This window comes from Lentimicrobium saccharophilum, from assembly GCF_001192835.1.
GTDB classification, from domain to species: domain Bacteria; phylum Bacteroidota; class Bacteroidia; order Bacteroidales; family Lentimicrobiaceae; genus Lentimicrobium; species Lentimicrobium saccharophilum.
Window position 1 is genome coordinate 760721 of record NZ_DF968183.1, and the last position, 18305, is coordinate 779025.

Below are 18305 nucleotides of genomic sequence, written 5' to 3' on the forward strand. Positions count from 1 at the left end.
GATGAAACATATTCTGCGCATCCGGGCTTCAGCTTTCTTCCTGATTTTTCTGCTCGCTTCCTGCGAAAAGGCGGTTGACTGGCCATTGGATGGCATGATGCAGGACAGGATCATTGTGGAAGGCATTATCACAAATGAAAATAAAACTCAGGAAATAAAACTTTCACTGCCATTTAAGAACCCGAATGAACCAGCGCCGGTGGTAAGTGGCGCCGGAATTCAGGTCAGCTCGGCAGATGGAGTATTCCTTTTCAGTGAAGACCCGGATCAGCCGGGGTTATACAGGTCGGAACAGCCGTTCAGGGGGCTGCCCGGCCGCACGTATACATTGCTCATCAGTTACGGGGGTGAAATCATAACGGCCAAAGCGCCGATGACTACGGGTCAGGATTTTGTTTTTCTTAAGTACGCCGGGGACCCTGAAACCAAACTATTCAGGATATACTGGGTTGCAAACACCTACAACGCAAAACGGGCCGCGATGTATGAGATCCTGCTTGACTGGTCAGAGGTGGCAGGCTATGAGCACCTTGAAGCCCATGAAACCCGGGCCAGACTGATTTACTACACCCTTCCGACCCTTGACGTCAGCCAGATTTTTGCGCCGCCGGCCGAAACGGTGTTGTTTCCGTCAGGCACAAAAATCACCGAGCGGAGGTACTCACTGGCTCCGGAACACGCGGAATATATCCGGGCATTATTGCTCGAAACCAGCTGGCAGGGAGGGTATTTCAGTTCCGCTTCCGCCAATCTTCCCACTAATCTGAGCAGTAAAGGAGCCGGATTTTTCGGCGCCTGCGCAGTGACAATAAAAACCGGAACAGTACGACTGACAGGGCTTTCGGATCCAACCGGAAATTAAACCGTTTTATTTTTTCTACTGATTTTTTATTAACTACTAAAAAATATTGATTTTCTATCAGGGTAAACGGGGCAACCGGTGTAATCTTAATGTAAACGCCGTTTGAAAATAAACTGACAAACAAATCTCAAAAACGCAAAAAAATGAAAAGCATCATCTGTCTGAAGACGCCGGTTCTCATTATGACCATCCTGGCCCTCGCCCTCACATCATGTACGAAAGACGATCTTGAAAAAGGCCGGAACGACCCCTCCACCCTCACCCAGTTAACTACAGACGAAGCCACTGTTGAAGATATTTCCAACGAAGCCCTGCAGGATGTGGAAGGTGTTTTAAGCTATCAGGGCAATGGCCTGAAATCGACCATGGAAATTCCCTGCAATGCTACCATCGACTCCACCTCGGTGATCAATGACACCATTACCATTTACATAACCTATGACGGACTTTCATGCAACGGCAGACGTTTCAGAACCGGGCAGGTGGAGATCAGGAAACGCGTTGGCACCCGTTGGGGAATGCAGGGCGCCAGCGTAAATGTCCGTTACCGCAATTTCAGTGTAACCAGGGTGGCATCCGGTCATACAATTGTGATCAACAGCAATAAAACCTTTACAAATGTGAGCGGAGGCTTTATTTATATGCTGGGCCACAATGGCTTCACAAGGCTTATTCACCGGGTGGAAGGCGCTATGCAAGTAACCTTCGGCGACAGCACTTCCCGCACCTGGAATGTTGCCCGTCAGCGCACCTACACCGGCACAAGGGGTGAACTGATCATGACCACGGATGGTTTCGGAACTTCGGGCAGCTACGACAACCTGGTGGTATGGGGAACAAACCGGAACAGCGAAGTATTCTACACACAGATAGTACAGCCAGTAGTTTATAAGGCAGCCTGCGACTGGAATCCCGTTTCAGGCATCAAGGTCCATCAGATCCCCGAAGCCTCAAAAAGCGCCACCATAACATACGGTTTCGACAGCAATTACCAGCCGGTTACCGGCGACGATTGCCCGACCCATTACAAGGTTGACTGGGTTAACGGAACTTATACCGGAAGCAGTTTCCTTCCGCTAAGGTAAAAAATAATAATCTGTTACAGCAGCACTCCGTAAACCGGTCGTGCTGCTTTCTTTTTTTAACAACATAACCAAGTGATGAATTTCACTGGACAATTCAAAACAAGGCATCATTTATGACGTTAAATCTTTTACTTTGCAGTTGTAATTGAAAATACATGAAAAGATTCTTCCTGATTCTTATATCTACCGTCATGCTGAGTGGCAGCTGCTCTGCAGATAAACAAGAGAAAACCAACAACGGGATTCCGGCTTCAGAAATTATTAAAAGCCTGAACAAAGGGAAGCCGGTTTTATTAAAAGACAAAATCATCACCGGCGACCTTGATTTTACCACCATCAAAAAACAGGGCATATTCAGCTCTTCCATACAGATAACCAGCGTTGAACAGTCTGTTACTTTTCTGAACTGCATTTTTATGGGGAAAGTGGTTACTAACGGGATGCAGTCGCAACGCCAGGTAAGGGTACACTTTGGAAGCAATCTTACTTTTGAAGCCTGCGATTTCAGGGCCGATGCCGATTTCGACAACATCACCGTGGATGGGATGATCAATTTCACCGGCGCCATATTCAGGGAGCGGGCACTGTTTAATAATGTAACCTTAAACGGACGTTACAATTACTTCACAGCCATTTCTTCGGAAAAGCATTTCAGTATGCAGGAATCACTGGTTAATGGTGCACTGGATTTTTTCAAAGCGAAAACCAGGGGTAAACTTAGCTTCCAGAGCACGGAATTCAGGGGAATTGCGCGGTTTCACAACCTGGATTGCGACGGAAAGAGCGAATTCTCCCTTACCCGTTTCCGGGATGATGCGCTGTTTACCTATGCCAATTTTACCGGGCATTTTAACTTTTCAGACGCGATCGTTTATGGCAGACTCGACATGAACAATGTGGAATTTCAGTCTTTGGCAACCCTGATTTCAACGGTTTTTTTCAGGCCTGTTACTTTTGAAAAAGCTTCAGTCAAAGGTAAATTTGATGTCAGCCGGTCCGTTTTTTATTCCGGAAAACCAGCCATGCAGGAATTCCGGACCCTTAAACCCGATGATTTTGTATCAGAAGGCACGAAATTTGCCCTGCTTGATGATCTGAATGCAGACCAATCACCTGAATAATTACCTGAATAAACATCTACAATGAAAAGAAAAATCAACAGCATGCTGGCAGGTGGTGTTATAGTTCCGTTGCTGGCTGTAACCATTTCATCTGCAACCCTCACTTCGTGCACCAAGGAAGAAGTGGTTGACTTCCTGAGTGAATTGCTGGTACAGGCTATGGCCAGCTGGAATGCGGAAGAAGAAAATCTGGATGAAATCCCCCAGGATCTCGATATCAACGACAATACTACCGGACTGCCTGCCAGTGTGGACCTCTCAGGAAAATTCCCGCCCATCGGCGATCAGGGTGAATATGGCACCTGTGTGACCTGGGCGGTGGGTTATAACCTGAAAACCGCGCTCAACGGCATCGACAATCAGTGGAGTGCCACACAGCTGGCACAGACATCCAACCAGACAAGCCCGATTGACCTTTTCCTGGCCATTCCCGCTTCTCAGAAAGGCAGCGATTGCAACGGCACCCAGTTTGAATCCGCCATGGATCAACTGATTACGCGCGGCGGAGCTTCGCTCGCCACCGCCCCCTATACCGGACTGGGCGATTGCAGCCAGTCTCCGGCAGGGTCATGGACACAGGAAGCCGCTGACAATAAGCTGGTAAATTACCGCAAGATCGCCGACAAAAACAATGCTGCTTCCATGACGGTTGACAATTTCAAAGCATACCTTGCCGAAGGCAGGCCTATTGCCATAGGTGCCCGGTTGGGCGACCGCTTTATGCGCTGGAACAGCAGTGCGGTGATTGACTATGACACCTATCAGAATCCGGGTATGCAGCATGCCTACCACGCGATGGTACTCGCCGGCTACGACGACAACCGCCAGGCTTTCAAAATCATCAATACCTGGGGAAATTCATGGGGAAATACCGGAACAATCTGGGTAGATTATGATTTCTTTATCAACAGTTTCTGTTTTGCCGCGTTTGTCGCCCAGAATAAAACCGATGTAAATATTACCGGCGGACAGGTGGGCAGCGGAAACATCATTTCAGGGCTTGATGTGCTGGCCTGGAACCTCCGGGATGAAGACAATCCCGAATCAACCGCCCCGCTCGACAGGCAAATAACCTACAATGTCTATAATTCAGGAACCGAAACCGTGAGGGCTTTTTCAAGGTGGAGCATCCTGTATATGTATTACAATGCCTACGATGTGAATGATTATGACATCATCATTCACGACTACTATACGGATGAATTCAGCAACATTCCGGGCGATAACCAATACTGGGAAGACGGCTACGGCATCGCCGGAAGCTGGTGGAATTACATTGATGTTCCTTCCGGCAAAAGTGTTGCCGCCGCATTGTACAACGATCCTGAGGCGGACTTCCTCTTCACTTACACCATGCCGTCCACGCTTAACGGAAAGTATTATCTAGTGCTGCTTGCCGATGGTTTTAACGACCTTGAAGAAGCCAATGAAGACAACAATTTCTTTTTCTACAGTAAGGATGATGGTAAGCCATTCGACTTTGTGAACGGCGTAATGCAGGGCGGCAGTTCAAAAAAGAGCATGCTTTCCGGTAAAGAACCCGCCAGATTTGCCAATACTGCAACGCAGACCGTTGTGAGTAAAAGCAACCCGAACGCCTATGCACCGGATGAAATCATGAAACTGATCAAACACCGTAAGGGCAGCGGAGAACTTGAGCGCAAGGCTTTGCAGCACAAATTTAAAAACGGGATTCTGCGTCAACTAAAAAGAAAAGCCTAAGCTGAACTATGAAAAGGTCATCTCCGGATGGCCTTTTTTTATTGCCGCCCTGTTGACAAGTGCCATTAATCATAAACAGGTCCTCATCTGAACATATTTGTCCAGACAGGGTTAATTTTGTATAAAAGTTCAATAAAAACAAAACTTATGGCATCAATTAAAGACATCGAAGGCATTGGCCCGGTTTTTCAGGAAAAACTTGCGAAGGCAGGAATAACAACCGTTGAGGGTCTCCTGAAAGAGGGAGCTTCCAAAAAAGGCCGTGCTGCGATTGCAGCAGGCAGCGACATTGACGAAGGAAAAATTCTGGATTGGGTAAACATGGCTGATCTGTTCAGGATCAAAGGCATAGCCAGTCAGTTTGCCGAACTTCTGAAAGCTTCCGGAGTTGATACAGTCAAAGAGCTCAGAAACCGCAATGCCGAAAACCTGCATGCGAAACTTGAGGAGGTAAATGCCGCCAAAAACCTCACCAGGGTTGTTCCTTCGCTTGATAAAATCGCCGATTTCATTGAGCAGGCCAAAAACCTGGAACCTGTTGTAACTCACTAAATCCCTGACAGACAGGCATCTCTGATAACTTCAATTTACTACTCTCTCTGGAGAATACCTTTACCGGGGTGTGATAAGTGGTCAGGAGAGGGAGTTGTTAAGCCCGGCAAAGCCGGGCTTAATTTTGAAGAAAAATTTAACATTGTTCATTATTTTTAATAAGGTTTATTATATTTGCATCGCTAAAACTATCACTATGGTCAGCAACAAAGAGCTTCAGGAAAAAAGAATGCGCGGATACTTTATTGACGCTGCAAAGGAGACGCTGAAAGGAGAAGGGTTAAAGGCGGTGAATGTCAGGACTGTCGCCGAAAGGGCAGGCTATTCGTTTGCCACGATGTACAACTACTTTAAAGATCTGAATGAACTGATCTTTATCTGTGTCAAAGACTTTATGTCGGAATGCGAAGCATTTGCAGACGAGCAGTCGGATCAGCAAACACCCGGGTCAGTGCGCCTACGGGTAAGAATAAGGGCGATGATACAATACTTTACGCAATATCCCGGAATTTTTGAGCTATTCTACCTTGAACGCATGAACGATATCGGGGCCCGGCAACCCACGGCGGAGATGATCTACCTGTTTACTGACAGGATTATTCAGAATGACATTGAACAAATGATCAGCAGTGGGGAAATATCAGCGCAGGATGCGGAAATGCTCAAAATCAGCCTGAGAAACGGAGTCGCCGGGATGCTGGTTTTCTACAACAATCGTCTGCAACCAGTAGACTACAGGAAATTTATGGAAACTACTGAAAACCAGCTCGATTTTCTGATTCAAAGAATATATCCCGGAAATTTTAAGAAGAAATAGATTTCCACACAGATTTGCCCTTTAAGGGCAGCATTAAAGCTCAATTATACATGCAAATTCATTCGCCTGAACTTTATTTATATTGCAGCACACGCAAATAATCCGGTCAGTCAGCGGCTCCACCTGGCATATAGGCTAATGAATTACAACAGGAGAAGCGTTAGCTAAATCATATCATTTTTATTGTCTTGTACTTTCCGGCTATTACTGGCAGAAACCAGCAAGTTCATGAATTGAATTCAGTAACCTGCAATTATTTGAAAATGAAACGATAGTATTTGTTTTCCTGCCGGGAATTCCCTATCTTTATGTAAAAGATATGAGATATGAAAACTCAACATCTGATAACAGTTTTTACCCTGTTTCTGTTATTCGGAACGGTGCCGGTTTCTGCCCAACAACAGGATACATTAAAGATATATCTGATAGAAACCTCGGACGGTAATCAGTTTTCAGGAAGGATAATTTCTGAAAACCAGGAGAAACTTGAGTTATTAACTGAGAAGTTCGGCAAACTGGTTATTGCAAAAGAAGATATAGTCAAGATAACTGAACTTACCCCTGAAAAGATAGTTCAGGGTAAGTTATGGCTTGAAAATACCCAATCGTCCAGGTATTTCTGGTCGCCGAACGGGTATGGTTTAAAAAAAGGTGAGGGTTATTACCAAAACATCTGGATACTATGGAATCAGGCAAGTTTTGGAATTACCGATTATTTTTCTCTCGGCTTCGGACTGATCCCCCTTTTTCTATTCGGAGCAGACGCAATTGAATATTCTCCTGTTTGGGTGGTTCCCAAATTTTCATTACCGGTAATAAAAGACAAATTCAATATCGGCGCCGGATTGCTTGCGGGCAATGTTGGTCTTCAGAAGGATGCAGGTTTCGGAATTGCCTATGGTTTAGGAACGCTGGGAAACAGAAACAGCAATATTACACTGGGCCTGGGCTATGGCTTTGCAGCGGGGAACTGGGCAAAATCGCCAATGATAAACATTGGCTTTATGGCCAGAACGGGGCCAAAGGGTTATATACTGTCTGAAAATTATTTTATCAGAATTGAAAATGAAAGTTTATTGCTCTTTTCTTTTGGTGGGCGCACCCTGACCAAAACTGTAGGTATAGACTATGGCCTCTTTATTCCAATAATCGAAAGCATGGAGGCTTTAGTCGGACTTCCCTGGTTGGGTCTGACTATTCCATTTAAACAGGGGAAAATGAAATAGCAAAATAAGGCAAGAAAAATCAGATAAATAGTAAAAAGGGCAAAGAGCCTGACTAAAAAAAGAAGGGGCCACCTCAGAAGTTGTATTTAAAATTTGTCATCTTACAGAAATTGTTCTTTTCAGGAATTCTCTGTTCAATATCTGGCAAATCAATACAAAGAAATCTAAAATTATTAAAAAGAGTAATTGAAGCGGCCTCTTCATTAGTAATGGTTTATAAATCAGGTCACAGAACTACCGGATGAACCCAACCTTTTTGAGGCTTGCCTCAATTCTTTCCCATGTCCGTTCAATATCGTTGTCGAGACCTACGCTGTAACGCACCAGTCCTTCACTAAGCCCCATCTTGCGCTGAATATCCTCCGGCACTTCACTTGAAGTGCTTTTCCCCGAATTGCTGAAAAGGGTTTTAAAATAGCCAAGACTAACGGCCAGGTAACCTACATCGTTCAGCTCCATATCTTCCATCAGTTCGGCAGCCCTGTCAGCCGTTTCCATATCAATCGCAATCATCCCGCCAAAACCGAACTGGGGATTCATCATGGATTTCAGCAGGTTGTGTCCGGGATGACCGGGAAGTCCCGGATATATCGTCCGGATGCCGGCTGCAGTGAATTTTTCGGCAAGAAAAGCCGCATTGTAGCTATGCTGTTTCATGCGGATATGCAGGGTGTGGATATTCTTCAGAATGGATGAAGAGCGGAAAGGATCGAGTACCGGCCCAAGGAGCATAGCTGTTCCGTCGTTTACATCAATCATTGAATTGATGAACTCATTGGTACCGCAGATGGCTCCGGCAACACAGTCATTCTTCCCGTTCACAAACTTGGTAAGGCTGTAAACCACGACGTGGGCGCCCAACCTGGCCGGGCTGACAATCATCGGGGTAAAGGTATTGTCGACCACCAGCTTGATTCCATGCTTATTGGCTATGGCAGCCAGGGCCGGGATATCAGAAATCTGCAATAGCGGATTGGTCATGGTTTCCGTGTAGATCAGCTTTGTGTTGGGGCGGATTGCAGCCTCCACAGCAGCAAGGTCTGTAATATCCACAAAGGAAACTTCCACGTTGAATTTTTTCAGATAGTTTGCCAGAAAGGCAAATGTTCCGCCATAGGTGGTAATGCTCGAAACGATGTGATCGCCGCATTTGATCAGATGAAGAATCGTTGAAGTGATGGCCCCCATCCCGCTGCCGGTTACCCAGCCGGCTTCGGTACCTTCCATGGCAGCCATGGCATCGGCCAGATACTTGTTGCTGGGATTCCAGTGACGGGAATAAAGAAAACAGCCTTCTGCCTCTCCGTGGAAGGTGTCTAACATGGTTTTGGCCTGCATAAAGGTAAAAGTGGCTGAATCGCAGACCGAAGGATTAACATCGCCGAACTCTCCGAACTGACGGAGGTCCTGAATCTGGTTGGCAGGATCGAATTTCATGGTTGTTTATTTTGGTTGGTGAATGTTTATGCAGAACGGGAAAAAATCCTGTGACAAAAATATCATTATCACACTAAATATCAATCAAATATAATATTTTTTATCAGATTCCGGGATATTTTTTCAATATTCTAATCCAATTATGCATTTTTGCATAAAAATGAAATTTACATAACACAAACCATGGACCATTACTTTCATATTGACAATCTAGACCGTAAAATCATCAATCTGCTGAACACCAATGCACGCATGCCTTTTGTTGAAGTAGCCAGGCGGTGCAAGGTTTCCGGAGCGGCCATCCATCAGCGTGTAGCCAAAATGGAGGAGGCCGGGGTGATTGCCGGCTCATCACTCCGGTTGAACCCGAAGGGGGCTGGTTATCAGACCTGCGCTTTTATCGGAATTCAGGTAAACCTGACCACCACCTCCACCCATGATGAGGTATTTAAAAAAATCCAGAAAATTCCCGAAATCGTCGAGTGTCATCATATCTCAGGGAAGTATTCGCTGCTGGTCAAGCTTTTCACCCGTAACAACGAGCACCTGAAGCAGGTAATCGTGGAACAGATCCAGTCCATACCTGAAATCACCTTTACGGAAACTTTTATTTCGCTTGAAACAGGTTTTGAGCGGGAGCTCGGGATTTAAGCAGACTTTAAAAAAATTATCCTGATAACCTATAAATAAAGTTATCAGGATAATGCCGGCATTAAAAAATGCCTCACGGAAACTCTACATTGTCCGCAATTCAGGATTATTTCTTTATAGCCCTGATCTCAGCCCCGTTCTGAAAAAGGATCAGCGAATCCACCACGCCGTCTTTGTTCCGCTGAAACTCAATCTGCGCGTCAACCACCTTCAGAAAGAACTTCACTTCCGATTCAGGGTAAATTTCAAATTTTGCCTGTCCGGTTGCCTGGGTCATCAGGTGACCGTTTTCAAGTGTCACCACCAGGCTGAAGCCCGGCTGTATTTCATATTCGCCAGTAAAAGGCTGCATTTGTTCGGGGCTGAGCGTAATCTCCTTTTTCTCTTCAGGTATTTTATCGGTTTTCCCGCCCCTGATTTCATTGATCCTGTTTTTAAAGACAACCGAATGAATCCCGTTTTCGTTTTTAGCAAATTCCAGCATCGACAGGGAATTTTCGAATGCGAACCTGGATTCTGACAGCGGGATCAACCTGAAACGTGAAGAGCCCTTTCGCTGGCTGTAGAGCACACCGTCTTCGTAAATAATATTGCGGAATGAGCCATCCTCAAATGCATACCAACCCGTCAGGTCAGCTGCAGTCTCCGGCTTCAGCTCAATACCGTCGGCTATTACGGGAAACGGCTTCCCGATGGCCACGGCGGCAAGCCTTGTCGAAATACCTTCCGGTGCCAAATCGTCCCTGTTGGTAAGCATAATAACATATACATCTTCCCGGGGAAGCCAGATTCCATTTGTGGTATAACCAAAAATTCCTCCGCCATGCTCCAGGGTGGGTGAACCGTTGATTTCATTCAACCCCCAGCCGTAACCATAATGAAAAGGCTTATTGTCATTGGTTGAGTATCCTTTGAAAGCCAGTTGAATGGTACTTGCCTTTACCAGCTTGTTGCCCCTGATGGCATTCTGCCATTTGAGCATATCATCCACGTTGGACATGATGGAGCCTGCCGAATATGGCTGTGTGAGGCTCAGGTATTCCGCATTGGTGAATCCGTCCTGATGCTGATAACCGGCGGCCCGGTTTGGAATGATCTTTTTTTGGCTGCCATAATAGGAATTATTCATCTGCAATGGCTTGAAAATATTATCCTCCAGAAACTGTTCATAGGTAAGTCCGGAAGCTTTTTCAATGATGTACCCCAGCAAAAAATAGGCTGAATTATTGTAGAGAAATTTTTCTCCCGGCGCGAAATCCATGGGTTGGTTTTTAAAAACATCTATCATTTCGGCCGGACTCATATCCTTACGCCACAGCGGCTGCCACTCCTGCATGCCGGTATAGCTTTTTATACCGGATGTATGTGTCAGCAGGTGATGAATGGTAATATTGTGTCCCTGAGTGGGATAATCCGGGATAAACTTTGTAATGTCGTCATTCAGGCTCAGCTTTCCCTGTTCCATCAGCATCAGGATTGAAACGGCCGTAAACTGCTTGGTAATAGATCCTATCTCAAAAACCATTTCAGGTTTCATAGGAACACTAAGTTCAAGGTTGGCCATGCCGAACGCTTTGCGGTAAACTACCTTACCGTTCTTTGCCACCAGTACGGTTGCCCCGGGCTCTCCGGGTTTATAAACATTTTCAATAATCTGATCCATGACCGCTTCTGTATTCTGAGCCATCATACTGTTGCTGAATAAGCCAATCATTAAAATCAGAAAAACGACGCTGGTAAAAAATCGGGTTCTCATACTGCCTGGTTTAGTTAGTAATGAATTTTAGACGTCACCGGCCATCATGAAGTTACAATGACATAAGGGAATATTAATCCCTGATTACGCTGCCGGTTTTACGGTTAATTGATGTGATTGATTAAACTATAAACAAAACCAATCCCCGCTTGTTGAAGCCGTGTAAATTCTTAATTTTGCAAATCTGAATAATAAATTCACCAGCTATGAATTATGATGTAATAGTAATCGGTTCAGGCCCCGGCGGTTACGTTGCCGCCATAAGGGCATCACAATTGGGTATGAAAGTTGCCGTTGTTGAACGCGCGGAACTTGGCGGAATCTGCCTTAACTGGGGATGTATCCCTACCAAGGCCCTGCTAAAGAGCGCCCAGGTTTACGGATACCTCTCCCATGCTGCCGATTACGGCGTTTCGGTGAGCGGCGATATCAAGGCAGATTTTGAGGCAATGGTAAAACGCAGCCGGGGTGTGGCCGAAGGGATGAGTAAAGGCATTCAGTTCCTATTCAAGAAAAATAAAATAGATCATATTGCCGGCACCGGGAAACTAAAATCCGGCAAAGTGGTGGAAGTAACAGATGCCGGAGGCAAAAAGACGGATTATCAGGCTAATCACGTCATCCTGGCTACCGGAGCCCGTTCGCGGGAACTGCCCAACTTAAAGCAGGACGGTAAGAAAATCATTGGCTACCGGGAAGCGATGACGCTTGACAAACAGCCGAAGAGCATGGTCGTTGTCGGCTCGGGCGCCATTGGTTCGGAATTTGCCTACTTTTATCATACCATCGGCACCCAGGTGACCCTGGTTGAATTCATGCCCAATGTGGTTCCCGTCGAAGATGAAGAGGTTTCAAAACAACTGGAGCGCAGTTTTAAAAAGTCCGGTATGAAGGTGATGACTTCCTCCACGGTTGAATCGGTTGACACTTCCGGTGAACTCTGTAAAGTTACCGTTAAAACGAAAAAAGGGGAGGAAATCATCGAAGCGGAAATAGTGCTTTCGGCGGTTGGTATTTCCACGAACCTTGAAGGACTCGGGCTTGAAGAAACCGGTGTTGCCATTGACAAGGGCAAGGTTGTAGTTGACGATTTCTACAAAACCAGTGTTGACGGGGTATATGCCATTGGTGACATTGTTCATGGCCCTGCCCTGGCGCATGTCGCCTCGCATGAAGGCATTCTCTGTGTGGAGAAAATTGCCGGAAAGCATGTTGAACCACTCGATTATGGCAACATCCCGGGATGTACCTATACCCAGCCCGAAATTGCTTCGGTGGGCATGACCGAGAAAGCAGCCCGGGAAGCAGGATATGAGATCAAGGTCGGGAAATTCCCCTATTCCGCTTCGGGTAAAGCCAGCGCGGCCGGATCGAAAGAGGGCTTTGTAAAGGTTATTTTCGATGCAAAATACGGTGAATGGCTTGGGGCGCACATGATCGGCGACAATGTAACCGAGATGATCGCTGAGGTGGTGGTAGCCCGCAAACTGGAAACCACCGGCGAAGAGATCATCAAAGCAGTCCACCCCCACCCTACCATGTCGGAGGCTGTGATGGAAGCGGTTGCCGCGGCTTATGATGAAGTAATCCACATTTAATAAATATTTCTCCGGAACTTCTCCGGTATCCCGGGGAAGTTCCTATCTGCCATGGAAATCGTAAAAACCGGAATTCCGGATGTTCTGATCATCAAACCCAGGGTTTATAACGATGACCGCGGGTATTTCTTCGAATCCTATAACCGTAGCGATTTTACTGCCGCCGGAATCGGTGCGGATTTTATGCAGGACAATGAAAGCCGGTCGATGAAGGGGGTGCTTCGAGGGCTGCATTTTCAAAAGCCGCCCTATGCCCAGGGCAAGCTGGTCAGGGTGGTCAGCGGAGCCGTGCTTGATGTGGCCGTTGACCTGAGAAGAAACTCGCCCTGGTTCGGCAAATGGGTTTCCGTAGAACTCACGGACCAAAACAAATGGATGTGCTGGATCCCCGCCGGTTTCGCCCACGGATTTATCTCTCTGGAAGACAATACCGTATTCATTTATAAATGCACCAACGTTTATAACGCTGCCTCCGAAGGCAGTGTACGCTGGAATGATACCGACCTGAATATCAACTGGGGGAATATCATTCCGGTACTCTCGCCCAAAGATCAGGCTGCGCCGCTTTTCAGGGATCTCGGGAATATTTTCTGAAATACAAACGGTCCAGCAGCCATGCATGGGGTTGGAGTTATTGCCCGGCAATTCAATATATATACCGGCAACCCGGGTAATAACAGGCTTTTAATTTCGTTTAATTTTAAAAGGCCACTTTTTCGTTTAAGTTGATTCATTATGACTAAAAAAATAACCATCACGATCCTCGGCGCGATCGTTCTTATTGCCGCTGTATTTGTATCACTCCGTTTTATACCGGGCGGTCAAAAACACGATGAGCAATACAAAGAGCAATTCTCAATTCACAACCGGGCTTATGCGGTACCTTTACCTGAAGAAATTTCTTTTGCCGGCGAGCCTGTCCCGATGGATCTGTATTACGTACGTGAGGGGCTTGACCGCGAACTCCTGGTAAACACATACTGGCACTCAAACACCATATTATTGCTGAAACGGGCAGCGCGCTATTTCCCGGTGATTGAACCCATACTGAAAGCAAATGGCATTCCCGATGATTTCAAATATGTCGCTTTGATTGAGAGCGGGCTTATGAACGTGGTATCCCCCTCGAATGCAGCCGGTTTCTGGCAGTTTCTGGACAAGACGGGTCGCCAGTACGGGCTTGAGGTGACCGAGCAGGTGGATGAAAGATACAATCACAAAAAGTCAACCGAGGCCGCCTGCCGTTACCTGAAAGAAGCCTACAAGCAGCTGAACACCTGGACCCTAGCCGCTGCTTCCTACAACGCCGGACAGGGCAGGATAACCCGGGAAGTTTCCAGGCAATCTGCAGACAATTTTTATGACCTTTACCTCAACCAGGAGACTTCACGGTATATTTTCAGGATACTGGCGCTGAAACTGATCTATGAAGACCCGACAGCTTACGGTTTCTATCTGCGCGAGAAGGATTTGTATCCCCCATTTAAAACCATTTCAGTCGTTGTTGATACAAATATTACGGATCTCATTAACTTTGCAGCCCGGCAGAAAGTAAATTACCGCATCCTCAAGGAGTTTAACCCCTGGCTCAGAACAGACCAGCTGAAGGTAACTCCTGGCAAGAGCTATGTATTTGATTTACCCGAGGATGGATACACAAGGTATAGCTGGCTGCAGAAAGGATTGCAGGACGGAGAGGAAATTTTTGGCCGTAAGGCAGACATCTGGCCTGACAAATCCTCATCGGGAGAAGCAGGGGAATAGACCATCATGATCAGCAGAGATTTGAATACAGATTATACAGAAATTGCCGCAGAAGAAACCACGGATCCGAGGCTTGAGATTTTCGGGGCAAGGGTTCATAACCTGCAGAACATTGACCTGAGCATCCCGCGAAATAAGCTTGTTGTCATTACCGGTCTGAGCGGAAGCGGAAAATCGTCCCTGGCGTTTGATACCATTTATGCCGAAGGTCAGCGCAGGTATATGGAAACCTTTTCGGCATACGCCCGGCAGTTTATCGGCAATCTTGAGCGGCCTGATGTGGATGAAATTACCGGACTTAGCCCGGTTATTTCCATTGAGCAGAAATCGACTTCACGAAACCCCCGGTCTACGGTCGGAACCATCACTGAAATTTACGATTTTCTGCGGTTGCTCTTTGCCAGGGCTTCTGATGCCGTTTCTCCGGTTACCGGGCTGCCCCTGGTGAAATATACAGAACAGCAGATCATAGAGCTGATACGCGGCGATTATGCCGAAAAAGACGTTCTATTGCTGGCCCCATTGATCAAAGGCCGCAAGGGCCATTACCGAGAGCTGTTCGAACAGATGCGGAGGCAGGGGTTCCTGAGGGCGCGCATCGACGGTGAATTGCGCGAGATCAGTTTCGGGCTGCAGCTTGATCGTTACAAAACCCATGATATCGAACTGGTTGTCGACAAGATCAGTTTAAAAGGCAGATCGACCGAACGGCTTCAGGCATCCGTGCAAACGGCCATGCGTCACGGCAAAGGCAGCATGTTGTTGATCGATCTTCAGGATTCAAAGGAGCGGTATTTCAGCAAAAAACTGATGGATCCGGCTACAGGCCTTTCGTTCGATGAGCCTGAGCCCAACTCGTTTTCCTTCAACTCACCTTACGGCGCCTGTCCTCACTGCAACGGACTGGGCACAATAACCGAAATTGACATAAAGAAGATAATTCCTGACCCCGGCAGGAATATCCGTAAGGGCGGAATCGCACCCATGGGAGAGGCCAAAGGAACGTGGATATTCAGACAGATCGAGGCCCTGGGCGAAAAATACGGATTTACCCTCGACACACCCATCAATGAAATTCCTGAAGCGGCCATCAATGCCATTCTTTACGGAACGGATGAGGTACTCAGGGTAAAGAACGAGTACCTTGGTGTAACTTCTTCCTATTCGCTGAATTTTGAAGGCATCGTTACCTATATCACCAATCAGGCTGCTGAAAGCAGTTCGGGAGCGGTAAAAAAGTGGGCCGGAAACTTTATGAACCTCAGACAGTGTCCCGAATGCGAGGGCGCCAGGCTGAAGAAAGAGTCGCTGAATTTCAAAATCAACGGAAAGACCATTGCCGAGCTTTCATCCCTTGACCTTACGTTGCTTGACGAGTGGTTTGAAAATGAGCACACCTTTCCTGACCCAAAAAAGCGGGCGGTGGCCCATGAAATTGTCAGGGAAATCCGGACCCGTATTCGTTTTCTGCTCGATGTCGGCCTCGATTATCTGACTTTAAACAGGAAAGCCGGCAGCCTGTCGGGCGGTGAAGCCCAGCGTATCAGGCTGGCTACACAGATCGGCTCACAACTGGTCGGCGTTCTGTATATTCTTGACGAGCCCAGCATAGGCCTGCATCAGCGTGACAATCAGCGGTTGATCAAAGCATTGCAGGACCTGCGCGACATAGGCAATTCCGTGATTGTGGTGGAACATGACAAGGATATGATCCTCTCATCGGATTTCATCGTGGATATCGGCCCCGGCGCAGGCCGGCACGGCGGAAAGATTGTCGCGACAGGCACGCCTGAAGAGATGCTGCAATGCAGGTCCATCACCTGTTGTTACCTGAACGGGAAAAAGCAGATCAGCATTCCACCGGTCAGGCGCGGGGGCAATGGCCATCGGATTGTACTGAAAGGGGCCACAGGCAATAATCTTCAGCATGTTAACCTTACACTGCCCCTGGGCCTGTTTATCTGTGTTACCGGGGTATCCGGAAGCGGAAAATCAACGCTGATCAATGAGACGCTCTATCCCATCCTGAGCCGGCATTTCTATCGTTCCGACAAGAAACCGCTACCTTACGAAAGTATCAAAGGGCTGGAGCATCTTGACAAAGTCATTGAGATAGATCAATCGCCGATCGGAAGAACGCCCAGGTCCAATCCGGCGACCTACACGGGGGTGTTTGATGAAATCAGAAAATTGTTTGCCTCGCTTCCGGAGTCAAAGATCCGGGGATATCAGGCCGGCAGGTTTTCATTCAATGTAAAGGGTGGACGTTGCGAAACCTGCAAGGGCGCAGGGGTCAGGGTAATAGAAATGAACTTCCTCCCGGATGTTCAGGTTCCATGCGAATCATGCGGGGGCAAACGTTACAACCGCGAAACGCTGGAAGTGAGGTACAAAGGGAAATCGATCAATGACGTGTTAAACCTGACCATCAATCAGGCCGTGGAATTTTTTGAAAACATACCGTTTATTCTTCAGAAAATCAGAACGCTCAAGGAAGTCGGACTTGGTTACATCACCCTGGGACAGCAATCCACCACATTGTCCGGTGGTGAAGCGCAAAGGGTGAAACTGGCCACTGAACTTTCGAAAAAGGACACCGGAAAAACCCTCTACATCCTGGACGAGCCAACAACCGGACTGCATTTCGAAGATGTGAATGTACTGCTGGGCGTACTTAACCGTCTGGTTGACAGGGGCAATACGGTTCTGGTCATCGAACACAATATGGAAGTGATCAAAGTAGCCGATCACATTGTTGACCTGGGGCCTGGCGGAGGAAAACGCGGCGGGCTGATTGTAGCGGAAGGGACGCCTGAAAAAATCGCCCTGAATTCAAAAAGTATTACAAGTCAATATATTAAAGAGGAACTGAGTAGATAACATTATTCCATATTAATCTTTGTCATTTTTTTTTGATAATTAGTCAGGTTAGCACTATATTTACAGCCTTTTTAAATCTCTGAACAGATTTTTAATCATTATAATTTTACTATGTACGCTGAAGGAATTGACGAAGAGGAAAGGATCAGGGAAGCTATAACGCCGAAGAGCTGGAATGAGATCATGACCAGCGATTCGTGGGCTGTTTTTAAAATAATGGCTGAATTGGTCGACGGCTTTGAAAAAATGGGCAGGATTGGCCCCTGTGTCACGATTTTTGGTTCGGCGCGCACAAAAAGCAATCAGAAATACTACAAACTGGCAGAAGAGATCGCTTACCTCCTCACTAAAAAAGGATTTGGTATCATTTCCGGCGGTGGCCCCGGCATCATGGAAGCCGCCAATAAAGGCGCCCATTTCGGCGGAGGCAAATCAGTGGGACTCAACATAGAATTGCCCTTTGAGCAAAGCGCCAACCCTTTTATCGATCCTGATAAGCTCATCACTTTTGATTATTTCTTTGTCAGAAAAGTGATGTTCATGAAGTATTCTCAGGGATATATCGTATTACCGGGCGGATTTGGCACGCTTGATGAACTTTTTGAAGCAATTACTTTGATCCAGACGCATAAAACCGTCAGATTTCCTATCGTCCTGGTTTCTACGGATTACTGGAAAGGCCTGATTGACTGGATTCACCACAATATGCTGGCAGAAAAAAATATCAGCATCACCGACCTTGATATCTTTACCCTGGTGGACACTGCCGAAGAAGCAACTGCAATAATTGAAGAGTATTACAATAAATACGCGCTCAAGCCCAACTTCTGAGAC

15 protein-coding genes are annotated in these 18305 nt (G+C 46.8%); 13 read left to right on the forward strand and 2 right to left on the reverse strand.

Going from position 1 to position 18305, the window contains the following annotated elements; all coding sequences use genetic code 11:
- Position 1: 1 nt before the first annotated feature.
- The 7 genes from TBC1_RS14965 (at position 2) to TBC1_RS14995 (ending at position 7385) form a co-directional block, all read left to right on the forward strand.
- Positions 2-862, forward strand: a complete 861-nt coding sequence (locus TBC1_RS14965) for a DUF4249 family protein (protein WP_062044670.1) — start codon at positions 2-4, stop codon at positions 860-862.
- A 143-nt stretch (positions 863-1005) separates the two neighbouring features.
- Positions 1006-1947 carry a hypothetical protein gene (locus TBC1_RS14970; RefSeq protein WP_062044672.1) on the forward strand — a complete coding sequence of 314 codons (942 nt, stop codon included), beginning with the start codon at positions 1006-1008 and terminating at the stop codon, positions 1945-1947.
- Between the two features lie 155 nt (positions 1948-2102).
- Entirely contained in the window at positions 2103-3068 is a 966-nt protein-coding gene (locus TBC1_RS14975; RefSeq protein WP_062044673.1) for a hypothetical protein, read from the forward strand.
- A gap of 21 nt (positions 3069-3089) precedes the next feature.
- On the forward strand, positions 3090-4790 hold the full coding sequence (locus TBC1_RS14980) for a C1 family peptidase (RefSeq protein WP_062044675.1): 1701 nt from the start codon (positions 3090-3092) through the stop codon (positions 4788-4790).
- 147 nt (positions 4791-4937) lie between these two features.
- Positions 4938-5342, forward strand: a complete 405-nt coding sequence (locus TBC1_RS14985; RefSeq protein ID WP_062044677.1) for a DUF4332 domain-containing protein — start codon at positions 4938-4940, stop codon at positions 5340-5342.
- 196 nt (positions 5343-5538) lie between these two features.
- Complete coding sequence (locus tag TBC1_RS14990) at positions 5539-6159, forward strand: TetR/AcrR family transcriptional regulator (protein ID WP_062044679.1); 621 nt, start codon at positions 5539-5541, stop codon at positions 6157-6159.
- Between the two features lie 326 nt (positions 6160-6485).
- A complete protein-coding gene (locus TBC1_RS14995; RefSeq protein ID WP_062044681.1) occupies positions 6486-7385 on the forward strand; it encodes a hypothetical protein in 900 nt (299 codons plus the stop codon).
- Positions 7386-7619: 234 nt separating this feature from the next.
- On the opposite strand, the gene TBC1_RS15000 is transcribed toward TBC1_RS14995, so the two are convergent.
- A complete protein-coding gene (locus TBC1_RS15000; protein ID WP_062044683.1) occupies positions 7620-8822 on the reverse strand; it encodes an aminotransferase class I/II-fold pyridoxal phosphate-dependent enzyme in 1203 nt (400 codons plus the stop codon).
- Between the two features lie 183 nt (positions 8823-9005).
- Between TBC1_RS15000 and TBC1_RS15005 the strand changes: the two genes are divergently transcribed.
- Entirely contained in the window at positions 9006-9473 is a 468-nt protein-coding gene (locus TBC1_RS15005) for an Lrp/AsnC family transcriptional regulator (RefSeq protein ID WP_082189659.1), read from the forward strand.
- Between the two features lie 106 nt (positions 9474-9579).
- Here the strand turns inward: TBC1_RS15005 and TBC1_RS15010 are convergent, their stop codons facing one another.
- Positions 9580-11229: a serine hydrolase gene (locus tag TBC1_RS15010; protein ID WP_062044685.1), complete on the reverse strand. Its 1650-nt coding sequence runs from the start codon at positions 11227-11229 to the stop codon at positions 9580-9582.
- A gap of 206 nt (positions 11230-11435) precedes the next feature.
- Between TBC1_RS15010 and lpdA the strand changes: the two genes are divergently transcribed.
- From lpdA to TBC1_RS15035, 5 genes are all read left to right on the forward strand, one after another.
- On the forward strand, positions 11436-12827 hold the full coding sequence (gene lpdA / locus TBC1_RS15015; protein WP_062044687.1) for a dihydrolipoyl dehydrogenase: 1392 nt from the start codon (positions 11436-11438) through the stop codon (positions 12825-12827).
- A 51-nt stretch (positions 12828-12878) separates the two neighbouring features.
- Positions 12879-13421: a dTDP-4-dehydrorhamnose 3,5-epimerase gene (rfbC, locus tag TBC1_RS15020; RefSeq protein ID WP_062044689.1), complete on the forward strand. Its 543-nt coding sequence runs from the start codon at positions 12879-12881 to the stop codon at positions 13419-13421.
- Positions 13422-13562: 141 nt separating this feature from the next.
- Entirely contained in the window at positions 13563-14591 is a 1029-nt protein-coding gene (locus TBC1_RS15025) for a lytic transglycosylase domain-containing protein (protein ID WP_082189660.1), read from the forward strand.
- A gap of 6 nt (positions 14592-14597) precedes the next feature.
- A complete protein-coding gene (uvrA, locus tag TBC1_RS15030) occupies positions 14598-17471 on the forward strand; it encodes an excinuclease ABC subunit UvrA (RefSeq protein WP_082189661.1) in 2874 nt (957 codons plus the stop codon).
- A 111-nt stretch (positions 17472-17582) separates the two neighbouring features.
- Positions 17583-18302: an LOG family protein gene (locus TBC1_RS15035; protein ID WP_062044691.1), complete on the forward strand. Its 720-nt coding sequence runs from the start codon at positions 17583-17585 to the stop codon at positions 18300-18302.
- The last annotated feature ends 3 nt before the right edge of the window (positions 18303-18305 follow it).